We start from the raw sequence: 16,223 nt of genomic DNA, 5'->3' as shown, positions 1-16,223 counted from the left end.
TCTTGTCCGCACTCGCGCGCTGATGCAGCCGGCATGGCTGGATGTCAGTCTTCGAAGCGATCTGCGAACAGAATGAATTCCTGCTGATTGGGTGTTGGCAAAGGCTGAATGAACCACCCGGCAGCGTTTCGGGCTATGGACTCGCCTCCGACGGCGTCGCCGACATTCGGCGACGGCGCCTGCCCGGTATGGTCGATCAGCTGGCTGTCGTTCTGGCCGCCGTAGATCACCGCATCCACCGGCACGGTAGATGCGGTGAGGCTGGCTGCCGGCAGATCGAAAAGGGCCACGCCGTCGGCCGTGATTCCGCTGTTCTGGATGTCCGGATCGAAGTCCTGGGCCTGGCCGAGTGCCGGAGAGTAATTGCTGGAACTGCTCATGGGCCCACCGACGACGAAGGTTTCGCCGGGACCGATGCTGCCCACCAAGTCGAGCGTTCCGTAGGTGTAAGTCGTTCCGCCCCAGCCCAGGCTGTAGTTGCCTGTGAGCATGATGGTCGTGTTACCGCGGTTGTACAGCTCCACCCACTCGAGCTGGTCATCCGGTCCGGCCGCGTCGTAGAAGACTTCGCTGAGCACCAGATTCTGGCCCGCGGGAAGCTCGCCCCAGGCGGGGCAGGTCAGCAAGATAAGTGTGCTGAAGGCGAACGTAGATCGCCAAGGTAAACGCTGATGCAGGTAGCGGATGTGCATGGGAAACGCTCCAACCGAATTGGAAAGATGCTGCGAGTATAAGGCCGGCGTCCCGCCAATCGCCAGCGCCGGTTCAGCGAAGCCGGGCTGCGATTGGTCGCCAAGCCCGGGACAAGCCGCCCCGGCATGGTTCAACTCAGCGCGTGTCCGGCCAGGATGATCCCGTTTGCGTCGGCATGGACGTGGTCGCCGGGGCGGAAGGTTACGCCGCCGAAGTGAATCGGGATATCGACCTGGCCCTCGCCCCGTCGGACGCTCTTGCGCGGCACGCAGCCGAGCGCGAAGACGCCGAAATCGATGTCGGGCAGCACATCCACATCGCGGCAGGCGCCGTGAATGATGATGCCGGCCCAGCCCTGGTCGCGCGCGCCCGAGGCGATCATGTCGCCGATCAGCGCGTTTCTCAGCGAGCCGCCGCCGTCGACGACCAGCACGCGGCCGTTGCCCTCGGTGGCGAGCAACTCCTTGATGCGCGAGTTGTCCTCGAAGCATTTGACCGTGGCGATCGGCCCGCCGAATCGGTCGCGGCCGCCGTAGGACTGCCAGTGCAGGCCGGTTACAACCTGAACGTCGTCGGCGTGGTCGTCGCAGAGATCGGGTGTCGAGCGCATGGTGATCCTTCTGGTTCGGCGACGCTCCGGGAGTCGTCGCGTTGAATTGGCGGCGTTCGATCAGAGTATACCGGCCGGCTCGGCCGTCTTTGAACCCGGCCGCCGAAGTTCTGGTGTACCGTCTCCGTGATCGCCTCATCACAACGACAGAAAGCCAATGGCAAGGGAATAGAATGGCTGCGACAGCCGTCAAGAAGGGTAAGCATTGAATCTGTCTGAGGAGCGTCTCAAGCGAGCGATTGCCGAGCATCTTGAAGCACTGCGCCGGTTTGCTACGGCGCTGACCGGCAACGGATACGACGGCGACGACCTGGCGCAGGGCACCATCGAGCGCTTGCTCGACAAGGGCGTTCCCGACGATGCGGTCTTTGCCGCCTGGATGTATCGCGTCTGCAGAAACCTGTGGATCGACCAGGTCCGCAAGAACGCGCGCATGACGACGCCGGGTCAGGACGACCTCGAGCGTCGCATGGATAAACTCGATGGCGAGCGAGCGGTGATGACGATGATGAGAATCGGGGAGATCGAAGCGGCCATGCAGAAACTCGAGGTCGATCAGCGGGAAGTACTGGCGCTGGTGGCGATCGAGGAATGCAGCTACCGCGAAGCGGCCGAGATCCTGGATATTCCGATCGGCACCGTCATGAGCCGGGTGGCCCGGGCGCGCAAGCGCCTCCTGGAGTTGAGTTGAGTAACGCGAGATGACCAGCAGCAATCAATCCGTTTCCGACGAGCAGCTGTCAGCCTACCTGGACGGCATGCTGGACGGTGCCGACGCAAGGGCGCTGGAAGCCGCGCTGGAAAGCGATCCCGGGTTGGGCCGGCGCCTGGCGGCGATGGCCCGTAACGACCGCGCACTCAGGCAGCACTTTCGGGAAGCGGCCCGGCGCCCCGCGCCCCCTGCTATCAGCGCCATGCTCGAGCCCGCGCCCCGAAAGGAGCGCTCGCGCTGGTCCGCGCTGGCTCGGCGCCTGACATCGTGGAACGTGATTCCGGTGCCTCTCCAGGCCATCGGGGCCGTGGCCGTGCTGGCCGGGGTGGGCATCGCTGTGCTGCTGATGCTGAACCCCGGTGCATCGTTCAACGGTTCAACCGGCGAGCCCGCCCTGGTTCGCGCGCTGCCGTCGACCAGTCCCGAGGTTTCACGTTTTCTCGACCGGCAGGCTTCCGGCGAAGTCCTGTCGCTCGGTGACGCCGGGCGCGCCGTCGTGGACATGAGCTTCGAGCATGTCGACGGTCGCTACTGCCGGCAGTATCGCGTGGCGCTCGGGGACGCGCCGTCTTCGTTTGCCGCCATCGCCTGCCGGTCGGGCGGCGACTGGCAGGAAATGCTGATGCAGCGCGTCGACGGCCCGGTTGGTGAATCCGGCCTGTTCCATGCGGCCAGCGGGCAGGCTTCGTCCGTGCTGGACGGCTACATCCTGGAGAATGCCGCCGGAGATATCATGGTCGGCGAGTCGGAAGCCGAATTGATCGAACGAAACTGGTCGAAGCCCTGAGGGGGTGTCGACTTCAACACAAGAGGGATAGGCAATGGTGGAAGTGTCGCAGCAGCAGGGGCGCTGTTCGAGTTTCGGTGCCGGCCGGGGAGGACGACTACTCCGGATTATTTGCCGGGCGACTCTGTTGGGGATGATCGCGGCCGCTTCGGTCGCCGTGGCCCAGCAGGATGAGCCCGACGACGAACGCGCGTCCGGACAGGACGAGTCGACGCCGGAAAGCGCCGAGCGGACGCCCTGGCCGATCGAGGTCACGCTGGCCGCCGGCCTGCAGTACGACGACCTGGTCACCGTCGATGAGCTCGACCAGAGCCTAAACGAGGGTGACACGGCGGCAGTGATCGACCTGGACGTCGATTACGAGAAACGCTTCAGCCAGGGCACCGACCTGGATGTCGGCTACAGCCTGTCGCAGAAGTCCTACTTCGACCTGTCGGCGTTCGACCTGCAGATCCACAACGTCAGCCTGGGCGTGAAGCAGAATTTCGAGGATTTCGACATCGGGGTCCGTAGCTACGCCGTGCACGCCCGGCTGGACAACGAGGGCTTGCTCAACTTCCAGCACATCTCGCCGTACTTCACGACCTTCCTGACCGAGCGAACCTACCTGCGGGCCGGTTACTACTACCGCAACAAGGAATTCCCCGACAATCCCGAACGCGATGGCAATGTGCACGCTGGCGATGCCGATCTCTATTTCTTTCTCGACGGCACCACGAATTACTTCGTCCTGGGCTATAGCTTCGAGCGCGAAGACACGCAAGCCGACGAGTTCGACTACGACGGGCAACGAGTGGACGTGCGCTGGTCGCGCCGCTTCAACTGGTACGGCGACCGGCCGGTTCGTGTGCGCCTGGACTGGCGGCTCGAGCAGCGCGATTATGATTCAGTGACGCCTTCGATCGGCGTTCGCCGCGACGACGATCGGCAGCGCTGGCGCGCGCGGTTCGATTTCCCGATCACGCAATCCCTGACTGGTCTGCTGACCTACCAGCACCGCTCCCACGACTCCAACCTTTCGACGGCCGATTACGACGACAACCGAATCGAAGCCCAGCTCGAAATGATTTTTTGAAGGCCCACTAGCGAGGTTCTTCGCCGGATGCCGCCTGGAGCAGGCTCGCGCCGATCAAGCCCCGGCCGAAAACGGGGTCGGGGCCCGGCTCGCCGAGGTCAATGACGTCGTCGTCGAGCAGCGGCTCAATGTCGGCCTCCCCGGATCGCGCCAGGTGGTGCAGGATCAGGCCCGTGACGAAAGGCGTGGCGTAGGAGGTTCCGGTTACCCGTTGATAGCCGTCAACGGAAGCGCCGTCAGCCACCAGCAGGTTCACGCCGGGTGCGGCGTAGTCGAGGTGATCGCCGCGCGCCGCTCGCAGGTAGGGCCGGTTTTGCGCGTCGACGGCGGTGGCGGCGAAAACGGCGTCGTAGGCGGCCGGATACCGCGGCGGCGAGGCCGGGCCGTCGTTGCCGGCGGCGGCCACGATGTAGATGCCCTTGCCGCGCGCCAGTTGTAACGATCGTTGCAGGACCCGGTTGTCGGGCCCGGCCAGGGACAGGTTGACGACCCGCACGCCGTTGTCCATCAGCCAGCTCAGCGCCTGGACCAGGCTGTGGCCGGTGGCGATGAGGCCGAACTCGGGGTCGCGAAAGAAGACTTCGGCGGCATGGAGCCGGGCCGAGGGCGCGATACCCAGCATGTCCGGCGACTGCCCCACCAGCAGCGATGCGACGGCCGTGCCGTGGCTGGAGTCGCTCGTTCGATTGCTCGCGAGGAAGGAACGCGTTCGGATCCGTGACTGGCGCAGGGCGAGGTGGTCCACCGCCACACCGCTGTCGATCATGCCCACGGCATATCGATCCGCATCGTGGATTTCCGCCGGCCTGTAGCGTTGCGCGGCCAGGGTCACGGCCCCGGAAGCCGTTGTCGCCGAATCCGTTCGGCTGACTTCGTAGCTGTGGTTGTAGTCCACCGCCGCGTCGGGCAGCACCTCGCGCAAGCTTGCGAGCGCCTGGTCGAGCCGAACCAAATCGGGCACCAGGAGGCGAATGAGATGGCTTTCCAGTTCAGGCAGCCGCTCGTTGCTCAGCTGACGGTAGCGTGAGAGGCGCGCCAGTTGATGCAGCTGGTCTTCGGGGGCGAGGACGATCAGTTCATTCCGGCTGACGAGCTGGCCCGCCTCGTTGAAAGTGATATCGATGATGTCGTCGACCACCGCATCGACGATCGCATCGCTCAAGTCATCGTCGGCATCACGCGGCGCGAACGCCGGCTCGTCGTCGAAATCATCGTCGTCGTAGTCGTCGTCCGAATCATCCTGCACGTCGTCCTCGGAGTCATCTTCGGCATCGTCCTCTGAGTCGTCTTCGGCGTCGTCCTCTGCATCGCCCTCTGCATCGTCCTCGGCGTCGTCTTCGGCATCGTCTTCGGCATCGTCTTCGGCATCGTCTTCGGCATCGTCCTCGGCGTCGTCCTCGGCGTCGTCCTCGGCGTCGTCTTCGGCGTCATCTTCCGCGTCATCTTCTGCGTCGTCTTCTGCGTCGTCTTCCGCGTCGTCTTCGGCATCGTCCTCGGCATCGTCTTCCGCATCGTCTTCCGCGTCATCCTCGGCGTCATCTTCTGCGTCGTCTTCTGCGTCGTCCTCGGCATCGTCCTCGGCGTCGTCCTCGGCGTCGTCTTCGGCGTCGTCTTCGGCGTCGTCCTCGGCGTCGTCCTCGGCGTCGTCTTCGGCATCGTCCTCGGCGTCGTCTTCAGCATCGTCCTCGGCATCGTCTTCTGCGTCGTCTTCAGCATCGTCTTCGATGAAGCCGCCCGGGCCGACGCTGGCCACCAGGATGGAGACGGCCATTGAAGTTTGCAGGGGCGGCCTGACCATGAGACTCGTTGGTTGTCCGGCCGCCAGGGAGAGGCCGGAGAGGAGAACAAGGATCAGGGCGGTAGCGGAGGAACGAAGCGCTTTCATGAGAAGATTCGAATAGATCTCTGAGCGGATTCTAGCAGGACGGCGCCAGAAAAGAACCCGCCCGGATAACCGGGCGGGTAGGGAGCGATTCACGCTCTGCGAAGATGCTTTTCGAGGCGATCAGTCGTCGTCATCGTCGTCGTCCTCGTCATCGTCGTCATCATCGTCGTCATCATCATCATCGTCGTCGTCGTCATCATCCTCATCTTCATCGTCATCATCGTCGTCGTCGTCGTCGTCATCGTTCCCGGCGTCGTCGTCATCGTCGTTTCCGCCGTCATCATCGTCGTCGCCGGTTCCCAGCTCGGTCGGGAACTGGACTTCGAGGAATACGTTGCCTCCCTGTTCGATCGAAATCATTTCACCGACAGGGTTGAAGTCGAGCGGGAGTTTGCCCGGGACGGTCGGGTTCCGGAACTCGAGTTCGCCCTCGGCGCCGTCGTCGAACATGATCACTTCGATCTCGCCGCGCATCACGCCGCCGACCCAGAGTTCGTAGGTGCCAACGTCGAGATCCTCGATTTCAACATCGAAGTCGACCCGAGTCGGATGCTGCTCCAGCTCTACGTCCCCGCTGGCGTCCGGGTCGATGCCGGTGTTGATGAAATCGACTTCCGTTTCGGAATTCCCGAACGGCGGGGCGTTTTCGTTGCCGCCGCCGTCACCACCACCACCCGGAGGCGCGGCTTCCGGATCCAGAACGGCGCTGAAGATGATCACGCCGCCGTCATCGATCTCGATCAACGCGCCAAGGGGGTCGAAGTCCAGCAGGAGATCGTCGTCGTCGGAAATCGGGCCGGAGAACTCGATCTCGCCTTCGGTCTCGTCGTCGTCCTGGACGACCTGGATGCTGCCGCGTTCGATGCCGTCGACCAGCAGGGTGTAGGTTCCGACCGGCACATCCTCGATTTCGACTTCGAACTCGATCTCGCCTGGGCGCGACTCGTAGTCAGCGTGGCCGGATCCGAGCGGGTGAACGCCTTCGTTGACCAGGGAAATGCGGAAGTCCTGGATGGGCTCCGAGCCGCTGTTGTTGTCGGCGGCAGATCCGGTGCAGTTGACGCCGGCAGAACTGCTCAGGCGCTGCAGTGGCATCTCGCCGGAACCGAAATCGGGATTGTCGCTCTGCCAGGTGGCCGTGCCGCTATTGCAGTCTTCGAAGGTCAAGTTGACCGTGCCGAAGGGGATCAGCTCTACGTCATCCGGGTCGAAGCCCGGTCCAAAGCTGGCGCCGACCGGTTGCGACATTTGCAGCTCCAGCGTATTGCCCTGGATGCGGTCCTCGCCCGTCAGCCAGACCTGGTTGCCGTTGGCGTCGTAGGTGAACCAGAACGCGACGGCCCGGCCGTCGGGCATGACCTGGAGCTGGAAGCCCTGGCCCCTGGTTTCCGGGTTGAACCAGTTGCCGGTGAAACCACCGGAGATCAGGATGGCGTGGCTGCTGCCGATCAGCAGGAACGACGCCAGGAATGCAGCTAGCAATTTCTTGGTCGATATCATTGCGGATTCCTCGTCTAGGGGAGAATCGTCTTCTTGGACGTCCAAAAGGCCCGTTTCGGCACTTTTCAGGAGGATTGACGAACGTCGGTGGGGGTTTATTCCCGCCGATTTCAGAAACGCCGCGTGGCCCTGGTGCGCGGCGCGTGACCGGTGTCAACGCCCTTCTTTTACGGCGAGCGCATAATAAGCAGACGGGCGGCATCGGGCCGGCCGAAGCTGCTGACGACGGGAGATCATCATGGCGGGAAAATTCGAGATCTACAAGGACAAGGCCGGCGAGTTCCGTTTTCGCCTCAAGGCGAGCAATGGACAGAACATCCTGGGCAGTGAAGGCTACGCCAGGAAACCCAGCTGCACGAACGGCATCGAGTCGGTGCGCAAGAACTCGCAGATCGAAGCGCGGTTCGAGAGCAAGCAGTCGGCTTCAGGCAAGTGGTCCTTCGTGCTCAAGGCTTCCAATGGCCAGGTTATCGGCGTGAGCCAGAGCTACGACTCCGAGTCGGGCTGCCGCAACGGTATCGAGAGCGTGGCAAAGAACGCACCCGATTCGCCTGTTGACGATCAGACCGACTGACGTCCAGCGCGAACCACCTGGTTACCCATTGATCGGCCGGCAAGCCAGGCGCTGACCCCGGCCATCCATCGGTTCTGTCAGAGCAGGATCACGCTTGCCAGTCCGAGAAAGGCGAAGAAGCCGATTACATCGGTCACCGTGGTGACGAAAGGCCCCGAAGCGAGGGCGGGGTCGATGTTGAAGCGCTCGAGCATGATGGGGATGACGATGCCGCCCAGGGCGGCGGCAACCAGCGTCATGGCCATCGCAAGGGCAATGACCACGCCGAGCATGGGCACGCCGAACCAGAACGCGGCGACCAGCGCCATCACGAGTCCGAATCCCAGGCCGTTGATGGCGCCGACCTTGATCTCGCGCCAGCTCACGCGCATGGCATTGCGCCGCGTCAGCTCGCGCGTGGCAATGGCGCGCACGGCCACGGTCATGGTCTGGGTTCCGGCATTGCCGCCCATGGAGGCGACGATGGGCATCAGCACGGCCAGGGCCACCATCTGATCGATCGTGTCGGCATACAGGTTGATCACCAGCGAGGCGAAAATGGCCGTCACCAGGTTGACCATCAACCAGACGGCGCGCCCGCGCGTGGTTGTCCACACCGTGTCGGCCAGGCTGGAGTCCTCGTCCACGCCGGCCATGCGCAGCATGTCTTCTTCGTGCTCTTCATCGAGGGCTGCCATGGCGTCGTCGATGGTGATCATGCCGACCAGCCGGTTGTTCTCGTCGACGACCGGGGCGGAAATCAGGTGGTAGTGGTTGAACAGGTAGGCGACATCCGACGATTGGTCGGTAACGCCGATGGTGCGAAAGCTCGGTTCGGTAATTTCCGCCAGCGGTACCTGGCGGCGCGAGGACAGCAGGCGGCCCAGGGTGACGTAGCCGGCCGGTTTCATGGCCGGTGAGACCAGGATGACGTGATAGAACTGATCCGGCAGGCTTTCGTCGTTGCGGATGTAATCGATCGCCTGGCCCACGCTCCAGTCTTCCGGCACGGCGACGATCTCGCGCTGCATCAGGCGCCCGGCCGAGTACTCCGGGTAGGACAGCGCGCCCTCGACCCCAATGCGGTCGCGGATCTCCAGGGCTTCGAGCAGCCGTGACTGCTGTTCTTCCTCCAGGTCCTCGACCAGGTCGACGACATCGTCGGAATCCAGGTCGCGGATGGCTTCGGCCACGATTTCAGCCGGCAGAGCATCGAGGAGCGGCTCGCGTACCGACTCATCCAGCTCGGAGAGCACCTCGCCGCTGATGTCATCGCCCCACAGCTCGACCAGGGCCATGCGCTCGGGCTGGCTGATCTGCTCGATCAGGTCGGCGACGTCAGCGGCGTGCAGGGGCTCGAGCAGCTGGTTGAGCTGGTCGGCGTCCTGTGCTTCGACAGCCTCGATCACCGACTGGATATGCTGCTGCTCCAATCCGTCCGTGATTTCTTCCTTTTCAGGCGGTGTCTCTTGCTGCACGGGGCTTCTCCTCGGGATGCATCCTGTTGCGACCGGGTTTTCTCGTACCAACCCGTCTAGTGAGCTGCGATTGGCGATTATTGCAGTTTGGCGTCGACGGCACGAGTCGAGGAAGCGGATTGCCGGCGATTTCGTAGCCCGGGTTCGTCGCCGGCGCCAAGCTTGCACTGCTCGGCCAAGCCACTAAACTCTCCCTGGGACTCGCCGGGAATTCGTTCATGTTCGAAGTGCTGTGTATCGGCCTCGCCTTTTTCCTCGGCCTGGCCGTGCGCCAGGTCGGCCTGCCGCCGCTGGTGGGGTTTCTCGCTGCCGGGTTCGGCCTCAATTTCCTCGGGCAGCGGTTCGGCCTGCTGCCCGACTACACCGGGGAGGTGCTGCAGCATGTCGCCCACCTCGGCGTGCTGCTGTTGCTCTTTACCGTCGGCCTGAAGCTCAAGCTGCGCCAGCTCGCCCAGCCGCACGTGCTCGGCGGTGCGCTGCTGCACTTCGCGATCACCGTCGTGATCTTCACCACCGCGCTTTATTTCCTGGTCGATCTCGAGCGCGAGATCGCCCTGTTGATCGGGATTGCGCTGGCATTCTCGAGTACCGTGCTGGCGGCCAAGATCCTGGAGAGCAAGCGCGAGCTGGCCGCATTTCACGGCCGGGTCGCCATTGGCATCCTGATTATCCAGGACGTGCTGGCGCTGGGTGTGCTCAGCATCTGGGGCGGCCAGGCGCCGTCGGTCTGGGCGCTGTGGATTCTGGCCCTGCCGCTGCTGCGGCCGGTGCTGCACTGGTTGCTCGACATCACCGGGCGGGATGAGCTGCTCGTGCTCATGGGTATGCTGCTGGCGCTGGTGATCGGCGGCATGGGCTTCGAGGCGGTCGGCCTGAGTTCGGAAGTGGGTGCCTTGCTCATGGGCGTACTCCTCTCCTCTCACCGGCGGGCGAAGGAGTTGTCGGACTCGTTGTGGAGTCTCAAGGAGCTGTTCCTGGTTGGGTTCTTCCTGCAGATCGGCATGTCCGGACTGCCGACGACCCAGGACTGGCTGTTCGCCCTGGTGCTGTCGCTCGCGCTGCCGCTCAAGGGCGTGCTGTTCTTTTTCGTGCTGGCGATGTTCCGCCTGCGGGCCCGCAATGCTTTCCTGGGCGCCCTGGCGCTGACCGCCTACAGCGAGTTCGGCCTGATCGTGGCCGCCGGGGTGCCGGCGATGGATGAGTGGCTGGTGCCGCTGGCGTTGACCGTGGCGCTGTCGTTCACCATTGCCGCGCCCCTGAACCATCTGGCGCACCGGCTTTTCGAGCGCTTCGAAGGCACGCTGTGTCGCCTGGAGACCCGTTCGGCCCATCCCGACGAGATCCCGCCGGATCTCGGCCGCGTCCGGGCCCTGGTCTTTGGCATGGGCCGCACCGGCACGGCTGCCTATGACGCGCTGAGCCCGCACGTTCGGAACCTGGTCGGCCTGGACTCCGATCCTTACCGGGTGGCCGGCCACGCCAAGAGCGTGCGCGAGGTCATTCTGGCCGACGCCGAGGACACCGATTTCTGGCGCATGGTGAATATCGAATCCCTGGCCGTCGTCGTGCTGGCCATGGACGATATCGAGGCCAAGCTCATCGCCACGCGCAAGCTGCGTCAGCGCGGCTTCGAGGGGCCTATCATCACGCACGCGCTGTATTCCGATCACGTCGACCTGATCAAGGCCGCCGGCGCCGACCGCACCTACCTGACGATGCACGAGGCCGGCAAGAGCATGGCCGGTCACGTGCTGGACGAACTGGGCCTGGCCGAGCATCGCGCGAGCGGCGGTGATAAACGCGACTCATCGTGAGGGCCGCCCGGGTTCGCGGCGGCGTTCGATGCTTCGTTTCGATATCCTGACGCCATGGCCGATACAGGACTGGTAAGGAGCTACCCGCCGCTGGAGCGCCACCGCGAGGAATCGCGGGCGCAGCGTCGGGCGCGGCGGTTGAGGCTGGCGATCGCCTTGCCGGTCAGCGTGCTGGTGATTGCCCTGGCGGCGAGCTGGAGCGCGCCCCTGGCCGTGTTGCTGGCCGGCGTGGCTGCCCTGATCGTGTTCTTCCTGGCCTTGCCCGGTTCGACCTCGGTCGATCCCGGCCACCTGGCCGGCGTCGAGGGCGAGGCGGCCGTGCTCGGGCGGCTCGAACGCCTGCCCGACGACTACCTGATCCTCAACCGGGTCCGCTTGCCCGACGAAACCCTGACCAACGGCCAGCGCGAGCTCGACTTCATCGTCGCCGGGCCCACCGGACTTTGGGTCATCGAGGTCAAGAACACGCCCGGGCACATCAAGGTTCGGCCCGGCGAGAAGCACTGGCCGATCGCCCGCCGCGCCGGCTGCGGCAGCCGTCCGAACTGGAATGCCATTGCCAACCCGGTCTACCAGACACAGGCACAGGTTCAGGCGCTGGAGCGCTGGTTACTCCAGCACGGCATCGAAGCGCGCGCCCGGGCGCTGATCGTCATGGCGCACCCGGAAGTGGCCATCTCCGACGCCGAGGCGGCCGAGATACCCGTGCTGGTGCGCGATCAGGTGAACGGCTACCTGCAGAATGCGTCGGCCCATGCGCTCGACGGCGCCTTGACCCGCCAGTTGTCCGAACTCCGCTGAACCTGATTTTCCGGCCCCTGGCCCGGCTGCCGGGCCCGGCCCGGTTGCGTGCGCCTCGGTTAGACTGCCGACTCGATCGAGACCTGTGGAGATCATTCGATGCGTGGAGTTCTGGGCTTTTTCCTGTACCTGGTCGTCTCGTCCGGGCTGCTCGTCGCGCCGGTGCTGGCGGACGCCTCCGGCGGGCGCTTGCAGTCGGCCGACCTTTTCGACCTGCAGTACGCCAGTGAGGTGAGGATCTCGCCCGACGGTGAGCGCGTGGTCTACGCGCGATCCATTCACGACGTCATGTGCGATTGCGTGCGCTCCAACCTCTGGATCGTCGACAGCGACGGCGACAATCACCAGCCGCTGATGTCGGGCCGGGCGAGTTACTCCTCGCCGCGCTTCTCGCCCTCGGGCGATCGCCTGGCCTACGTGGCCGAGGACGAAGCGGGCACCACACAGCTGTTCATTCGCTGGATGGACTCGGGCCGCACGGCCATGATCACGCAGTTGCGCGAGTCGCCCTCGTCGATCGCCTGGTCGCCGGACGGCGAGTCGATCGCCTTCACCATGCACGTGCCGGCCGAAAAGCCCTCGCTGGCGAAACCGCCCGAAAAGCCTGAAGGCGCCGACTGGGCTCAGCCGCCGGTGGTGATCGACAGCGTCGTCTATCGTTTTGACGGCCGCGGCTATCTCGACCCGGGCTTCGATCACGTCTTCGTCGTGCCGGCCGACGGCGGCGCGGCGCGCCAGCTGACCGCCGGCAACTTCAATCACGACGGGCCGCTGGCCTGGATGCCCGACGGGTCCGGCATCGTGTTTACATCGAACCGTTCGGAGGACTGGCAGTACGAGCTGACCGAGCGCGATCTTTTCCGGGTCGCCGTGGGCGACGGCGCTCTGGAGCAGCTCACCGACCTGCCGGGCACCGAGGCTTCGCCGGCCGTCTCGCCCGACGGGCAGACCATCGCCTTCGAGCGCGACGACCACCAGGGCCGGCAGTACACCATCAGCAGCCTGGGCCTGATCGACGCCGACGGCGAGAACCTCCGGGTGCTGGGCGAGGACCTCGACCGGTCCATCGAAGGCCCCAACTGGTCCGACAACGGCGATTCGATCTATTTCCACTACACCGACCGAGGCTGGCGCAGGGTCGGGCGAATCGGCCTCGACGGCGAGATCGAAACGGTCGTCGACGGCATCAACGGCACGACCGTTGGCCGGCCGTACAGCAGCGGCGACTACGCCGTGGCTGAAGACGGCACCATTGCCTACACCCTCGGCACCGAAAAGACGCCGGCCGATGTGTGGGTCAGGCCGAGGCGCGGCGAGGCCCGGCAGCTGACCGACCTCAATCGCAACCTGCTCGATCAGCGTCAGCTCGGCGAGGTGCACGAGATCGTCTACGAGTCTTCGGTCGACGGCACGGAAATCCAGGGCTGGTACCTGACGCCGCCGGACTTCGACCCCGACAAGCAATACCCGCTGGTTCTGGAAATCCACGGCGGCCCGCACCTGGCCTACGGCCCGCACTTTTCCGCCGAGATGCAGCGCATGGCCGCCGAGGGCTACGTCGTTTTCTATGACAACCACCGCGGCTCCTCCGGCTACGGTCGCGATTTCGGCATGCTGCTGGAATACAAATACTCGTCGGAAGAGGACTTCGGCGATCACATGTCCGGCGTGGACGCGATGATCGACAAGGGCTTCATCGACCCGGAGCGGCTGTTCGTCACCGGCGGTTCGGCCGGCGGCATCGCGGCCGCCTACGCCATTGGCCTGACGGATCGCTTCAAAGCCGCCGCCGTGGCCAAGCCGGTCATCAACTGGATCTCGAAGACGCTCACCGGCGACTACTACCCGGGCCAGATCGCGCACCAGTTCCCCGGCCTGCCGTGGGAGGAATTCGAGCATTACTGGAAGCGCTCGCCGCTGTCGCTGGTCGGCAACGTCACCACGCCCACGCTGCTGATCACCGGCGAGGAAGATTTCCGCACGCCCATGTCCGAGACCGAGCAGTACTACCAGGCGCTCAAGCTCGCCCGGGTCGAAACCGTGATGGTGCGCCTGCCCGGCACCTCGCACGGCATCGCCAGCCGGCCGTCGAGGCTGATCGCCAAGATCGACAACATCCTGGCCTGGTTCGAGCGCTACGACGCCGATGGGGAGTAGACGGTGAACGTCTCGAAGCGATCGCAGCGCTGGCTCGTCGCCGTCGGCCTGGTTCTCGCCCTGGTCGCCCAACCTGGCTCGGCGCAGGACGAAACCTGCGCCGAGCCCGACGTGGCGCTGGTGCTGGGTTCCGGCGGGGCGGCCGGCCTGGCCCATATCGCCATGCTGCGCGTGTTCGAAGACCACGGCATTCGGCCCCGCGCAGTCGCCGGTTCGAGCATCGGCGCCATCATCGGCACCCTGCACGCCGCCGGCATGTCAGTCAACGACATGGAAGCGCTGTTTCGAGAGTTCGGCGACTCCGCGCTCAGTCCTTTCGCCGGCCTGTTCGGCGGCGGCGGGGCGCCGAGCCTGCGCGACCTGATCGAAATCGACCTGGGCAACGGCAGCCTGCTCGATTCCAACCGCTTCGTCGACTTCGTCGGCGAGCGCATGGAGGCGCGGTCCTTCGACGACCTGGAACGGCCGATGTCGATCGTGGCCACCGATTTCTGGTCGGGCGAGCCCCGGGTGTTCGACGCCGGTGAGTTGCTGCCGGTCATGCGCGCCAGCATGGCCGTGCCCGGCGTGTTCGCCCCGGTGCGCAAGGGTGAGGACCTGCTCATCGACGGCGGTGCTTCCAATCCCCTGCCGGTCGACGTGGTGGCCGACCACGACATCGTCGTGGCGATCGACGTCACAGGTTCGCGCAATCGCACGGAGGGAGAGCCACCCAACATCAGCGACCTGCTGTTCAGCAGCTTCGAGATCATGCAGCAGTCCATCCTCCGCGCCCGCCTGCGCGAACACCCGGCCGACATCTACATCAAGCCGGAACTCGACGGCATCCGCATGCTGCATTTCGACCGCGTCGACGAAATCCTCAAGCGCGCCCAACCGGCCGCCCGCGAGCTGTCCGAACGGCTGAACCAGTTCACCGCCGAGCGCTGTTCAGGGCAGCAGTCGAAAGCCCCGGACCTCGCGACAGGTTCGTAGGATGCGTGGAGCGCAGCGCAACGCATCAATCCCAATCACTCAACGCGCCGCCACTCTCCCGGCGCCAGGCCCTGAACCGACCACGCCCCAATCGACCAGCGAATCAAGCGTAAAGTCGGATGCCCCACCGCCGCCGTCATCCGCCGAACCTGCCGGTTCCGTCCCTCCCTCAGCACGATCTCCAGCCACACGTCCACCACGTTCTTCCGATACCGAACCGGCGGATCCCGCGGCCACAAGCCCTCGGGCTCCCCAATAGGTCGAACCTCAGCCGGCCGCGTGAGTCCGTCTTTCAGCGCCACGCCCTGGCGAAGCTTGTCCAACGTCGCCTCGTCCGGCTCCCGCTCCACCAGCACCCGATACGTCTTCGGCAACTTGAACTTCGGCGAAGCAATCCGCGCCTGCAGCTTGCCGTCATCGGTCAAAAGCAGCAGCCCCTCCGAATCCTTGTCCAGCCGCCCGGCCGGATACACGCCGGGCACGTCCACGTAGTCGGCCAGCGTCGGTCCCTCACCGGAGAACTGGCAGAGGACGCCGAAGGGTTTGTTGAAAGCGATCAGCATCCGAAAAGGATAGCCGCTGTCGAGGCAGCGCGCAGCCCACTACCCCCAGGTCACTTGAATCGCCCGGCCCGGACAGGCAATATCGATCTCAGGGAAGGGCAATGGAAGCGTGCTATGGGGTGAAATTGCAGCATGATCATCATCGCGACAACCGCACTTGACCCAGAAATCAGTTGGTTATATCAACGTGGGCCCAATGCGTGCGTATCAAAGGGCCATTCTGCCGCCTTAGTCACTAAGAACTACTTTTCAAACCTAGTTGCTAGTGAAGTGCCGCAAGTATGAAGAATGGAACTGATTACGGATTCGAGCTTTTCTACTGGAAATTGTCCTATAGACGCAAATTCGTCCGGACCCTCTGGACGTCACCAATAATTCTTTTCCCGTTTTTCTTGCCTCCTGATTCTTCCTTTATCGGAGTGCCCAGAGAGGGCCTATTTGGGATATTCGTTTTGGTTCTACTGATGCAGGCAGGGTACACCTACAAAAAGTGGAAGGCGGAAGAGCAGAAATTGGAAATCCAGTCGAGCGATGAAGGGGCTGGTGAAAGCAAAGGCACTTAACAAGTCGCTCAAGTACGTTCCGGGCCTGTCGGCTCTCCACCGGCCGCGCTCACGCGC

General features: G+C 64.4%; 14 protein-coding genes. 8 read left to right on the top strand and 6 right to left on the bottom strand.

Going from position 1 to position 16,223, the window contains the following annotated elements; genetic code table 11:
- Positions 1-44 precede the first annotated feature (44 nt).
- Positions 45-692: a lamin tail domain-containing protein gene (locus tag ACDC67_RS07005; RefSeq protein WP_376691788.1), complete on the bottom strand. Its 648-nt coding sequence runs from the start codon at positions 690-692 to the stop codon at positions 45-47.
- Between the two features lie 131 nt (positions 693-823).
- Positions 824-1,303, bottom strand: coding sequence for a ribonuclease E activity regulator RraA (rraA, locus tag ACDC67_RS07000; protein ID WP_376691786.1), 480 nt, complete (start codon positions 1,301-1,303; stop codon positions 824-826).
- Between the two features lie 205 nt (positions 1,304-1,508).
- On the opposite strand from rraA, the gene ACDC67_RS06995 reads away from it, so the two are divergent.
- The 3 genes from ACDC67_RS06995 (at position 1,509) to ACDC67_RS06985 (ending at position 3,877) form a co-directional block, all read left to right on the top strand.
- The gene (locus ACDC67_RS06995; protein WP_376691784.1) at positions 1,509-1,994 is read left to right on the top strand and encodes an RNA polymerase sigma factor; all 486 of its coding nucleotides are present in this window, start codon (positions 1,509-1,511) and stop codon (positions 1,992-1,994) included.
- Positions 1,995-2,004: 10 nt separating this feature from the next.
- Complete coding sequence (locus ACDC67_RS06990; RefSeq protein WP_376691782.1) at positions 2,005-2,802, top strand: anti-sigma factor family protein; 798 nt, start codon at positions 2,005-2,007, stop codon at positions 2,800-2,802.
- 133 nt (positions 2,803-2,935) lie between these two features.
- On the top strand, positions 2,936-3,877 hold the full coding sequence (locus ACDC67_RS06985) for a surface lipoprotein assembly modifier (RefSeq protein ID WP_376691781.1): 942 nt from the start codon (positions 2,936-2,938) through the stop codon (positions 3,875-3,877).
- 7 nt (positions 3,878-3,884) lie between these two features.
- Here the strand turns inward: ACDC67_RS06985 and ACDC67_RS06980 are convergent, their stop codons facing one another.
- Together ACDC67_RS06980 and ACDC67_RS06975 are read right to left on the bottom strand one after the other, a co-directional pair.
- A complete protein-coding gene (locus ACDC67_RS06980; protein ID WP_376691779.1) occupies positions 3,885-5,648 on the bottom strand; it encodes a S8 family serine peptidase in 1,764 nt (587 codons plus the stop codon).
- A gap of 234 nt (positions 5,649-5,882) precedes the next feature.
- Positions 5,883-7,262 carry a hypothetical protein gene (locus ACDC67_RS06975; protein ID WP_376691777.1) on the bottom strand — a complete coding sequence of 460 codons (1,380 nt, stop codon included), beginning with the start codon at positions 7,260-7,262 and terminating at the stop codon, positions 5,883-5,885.
- A 238-nt stretch (positions 7,263-7,500) separates the two neighbouring features.
- Between ACDC67_RS06975 and ACDC67_RS06970 the strand changes: the two genes are divergently transcribed.
- On the top strand, positions 7,501-7,836 hold the full coding sequence (locus tag ACDC67_RS06970; RefSeq protein ID WP_376691775.1) for a YegP family protein: 336 nt from the start codon (positions 7,501-7,503) through the stop codon (positions 7,834-7,836).
- A gap of 77 nt (positions 7,837-7,913) precedes the next feature.
- On the opposite strand, the gene mgtE is transcribed toward ACDC67_RS06970, so the two are convergent.
- The gene (gene mgtE / locus ACDC67_RS06965) at positions 7,914-9,293 is read right to left on the bottom strand and encodes a magnesium transporter (RefSeq protein WP_376691774.1); all 1,380 of its coding nucleotides are present in this window, start codon (positions 9,291-9,293) and stop codon (positions 7,914-7,916) included.
- Between the two features lie 218 nt (positions 9,294-9,511).
- Here mgtE and ACDC67_RS06960 point away from each other — a divergent pair, with 218 nt between their 5' ends.
- The 4 genes from ACDC67_RS06960 to ACDC67_RS06945 all read left to right on the top strand — a co-directional run bounded on the left by ACDC67_RS06960 (position 9,512) and on the right by ACDC67_RS06945 (position 15,040).
- Positions 9,512-11,107, top strand: a complete 1,596-nt coding sequence (locus ACDC67_RS06960; protein ID WP_376691772.1) for a cation:proton antiporter domain-containing protein — start codon at positions 9,512-9,514, stop codon at positions 11,105-11,107.
- Positions 11,108-11,161: 54 nt separating this feature from the next.
- Positions 11,162-11,908, top strand: coding sequence for a nuclease-related domain-containing protein (locus ACDC67_RS06955; protein ID WP_376691770.1), 747 nt, complete (start codon positions 11,162-11,164; stop codon positions 11,906-11,908).
- A gap of 99 nt (positions 11,909-12,007) precedes the next feature.
- Positions 12,008-14,065, top strand: a complete 2,058-nt coding sequence (locus ACDC67_RS06950; protein ID WP_376691769.1) for a prolyl oligopeptidase family serine peptidase — start codon at positions 12,008-12,010, stop codon at positions 14,063-14,065.
- Between the two features lie 3 nt (positions 14,066-14,068).
- Complete coding sequence (locus ACDC67_RS06945) at positions 14,069-15,040, top strand: patatin-like phospholipase family protein (RefSeq protein ID WP_376691767.1); 972 nt, start codon at positions 14,069-14,071, stop codon at positions 15,038-15,040.
- Between the two features lie 35 nt (positions 15,041-15,075).
- Here the strand turns inward: ACDC67_RS06945 and ACDC67_RS06940 are convergent, their stop codons facing one another.
- Entirely contained in the window at positions 15,076-15,603 is a 528-nt protein-coding gene (locus tag ACDC67_RS06940; protein ID WP_376691766.1) for a pseudouridine synthase, read from the bottom strand.
- Positions 15,604-16,223 lie beyond the last annotated feature (620 nt).

This window comes from Wenzhouxiangella indolica, from assembly GCF_042310355.1.
Taxonomy (GTDB): domain Bacteria; phylum Pseudomonadota; class Gammaproteobacteria; order Xanthomonadales; family Wenzhouxiangellaceae; genus Wenzhouxiangella.
Note: the sequence above shows the minus strand (reverse complement) of the source record. Positions and strands in the feature narration are given on the sequence as shown.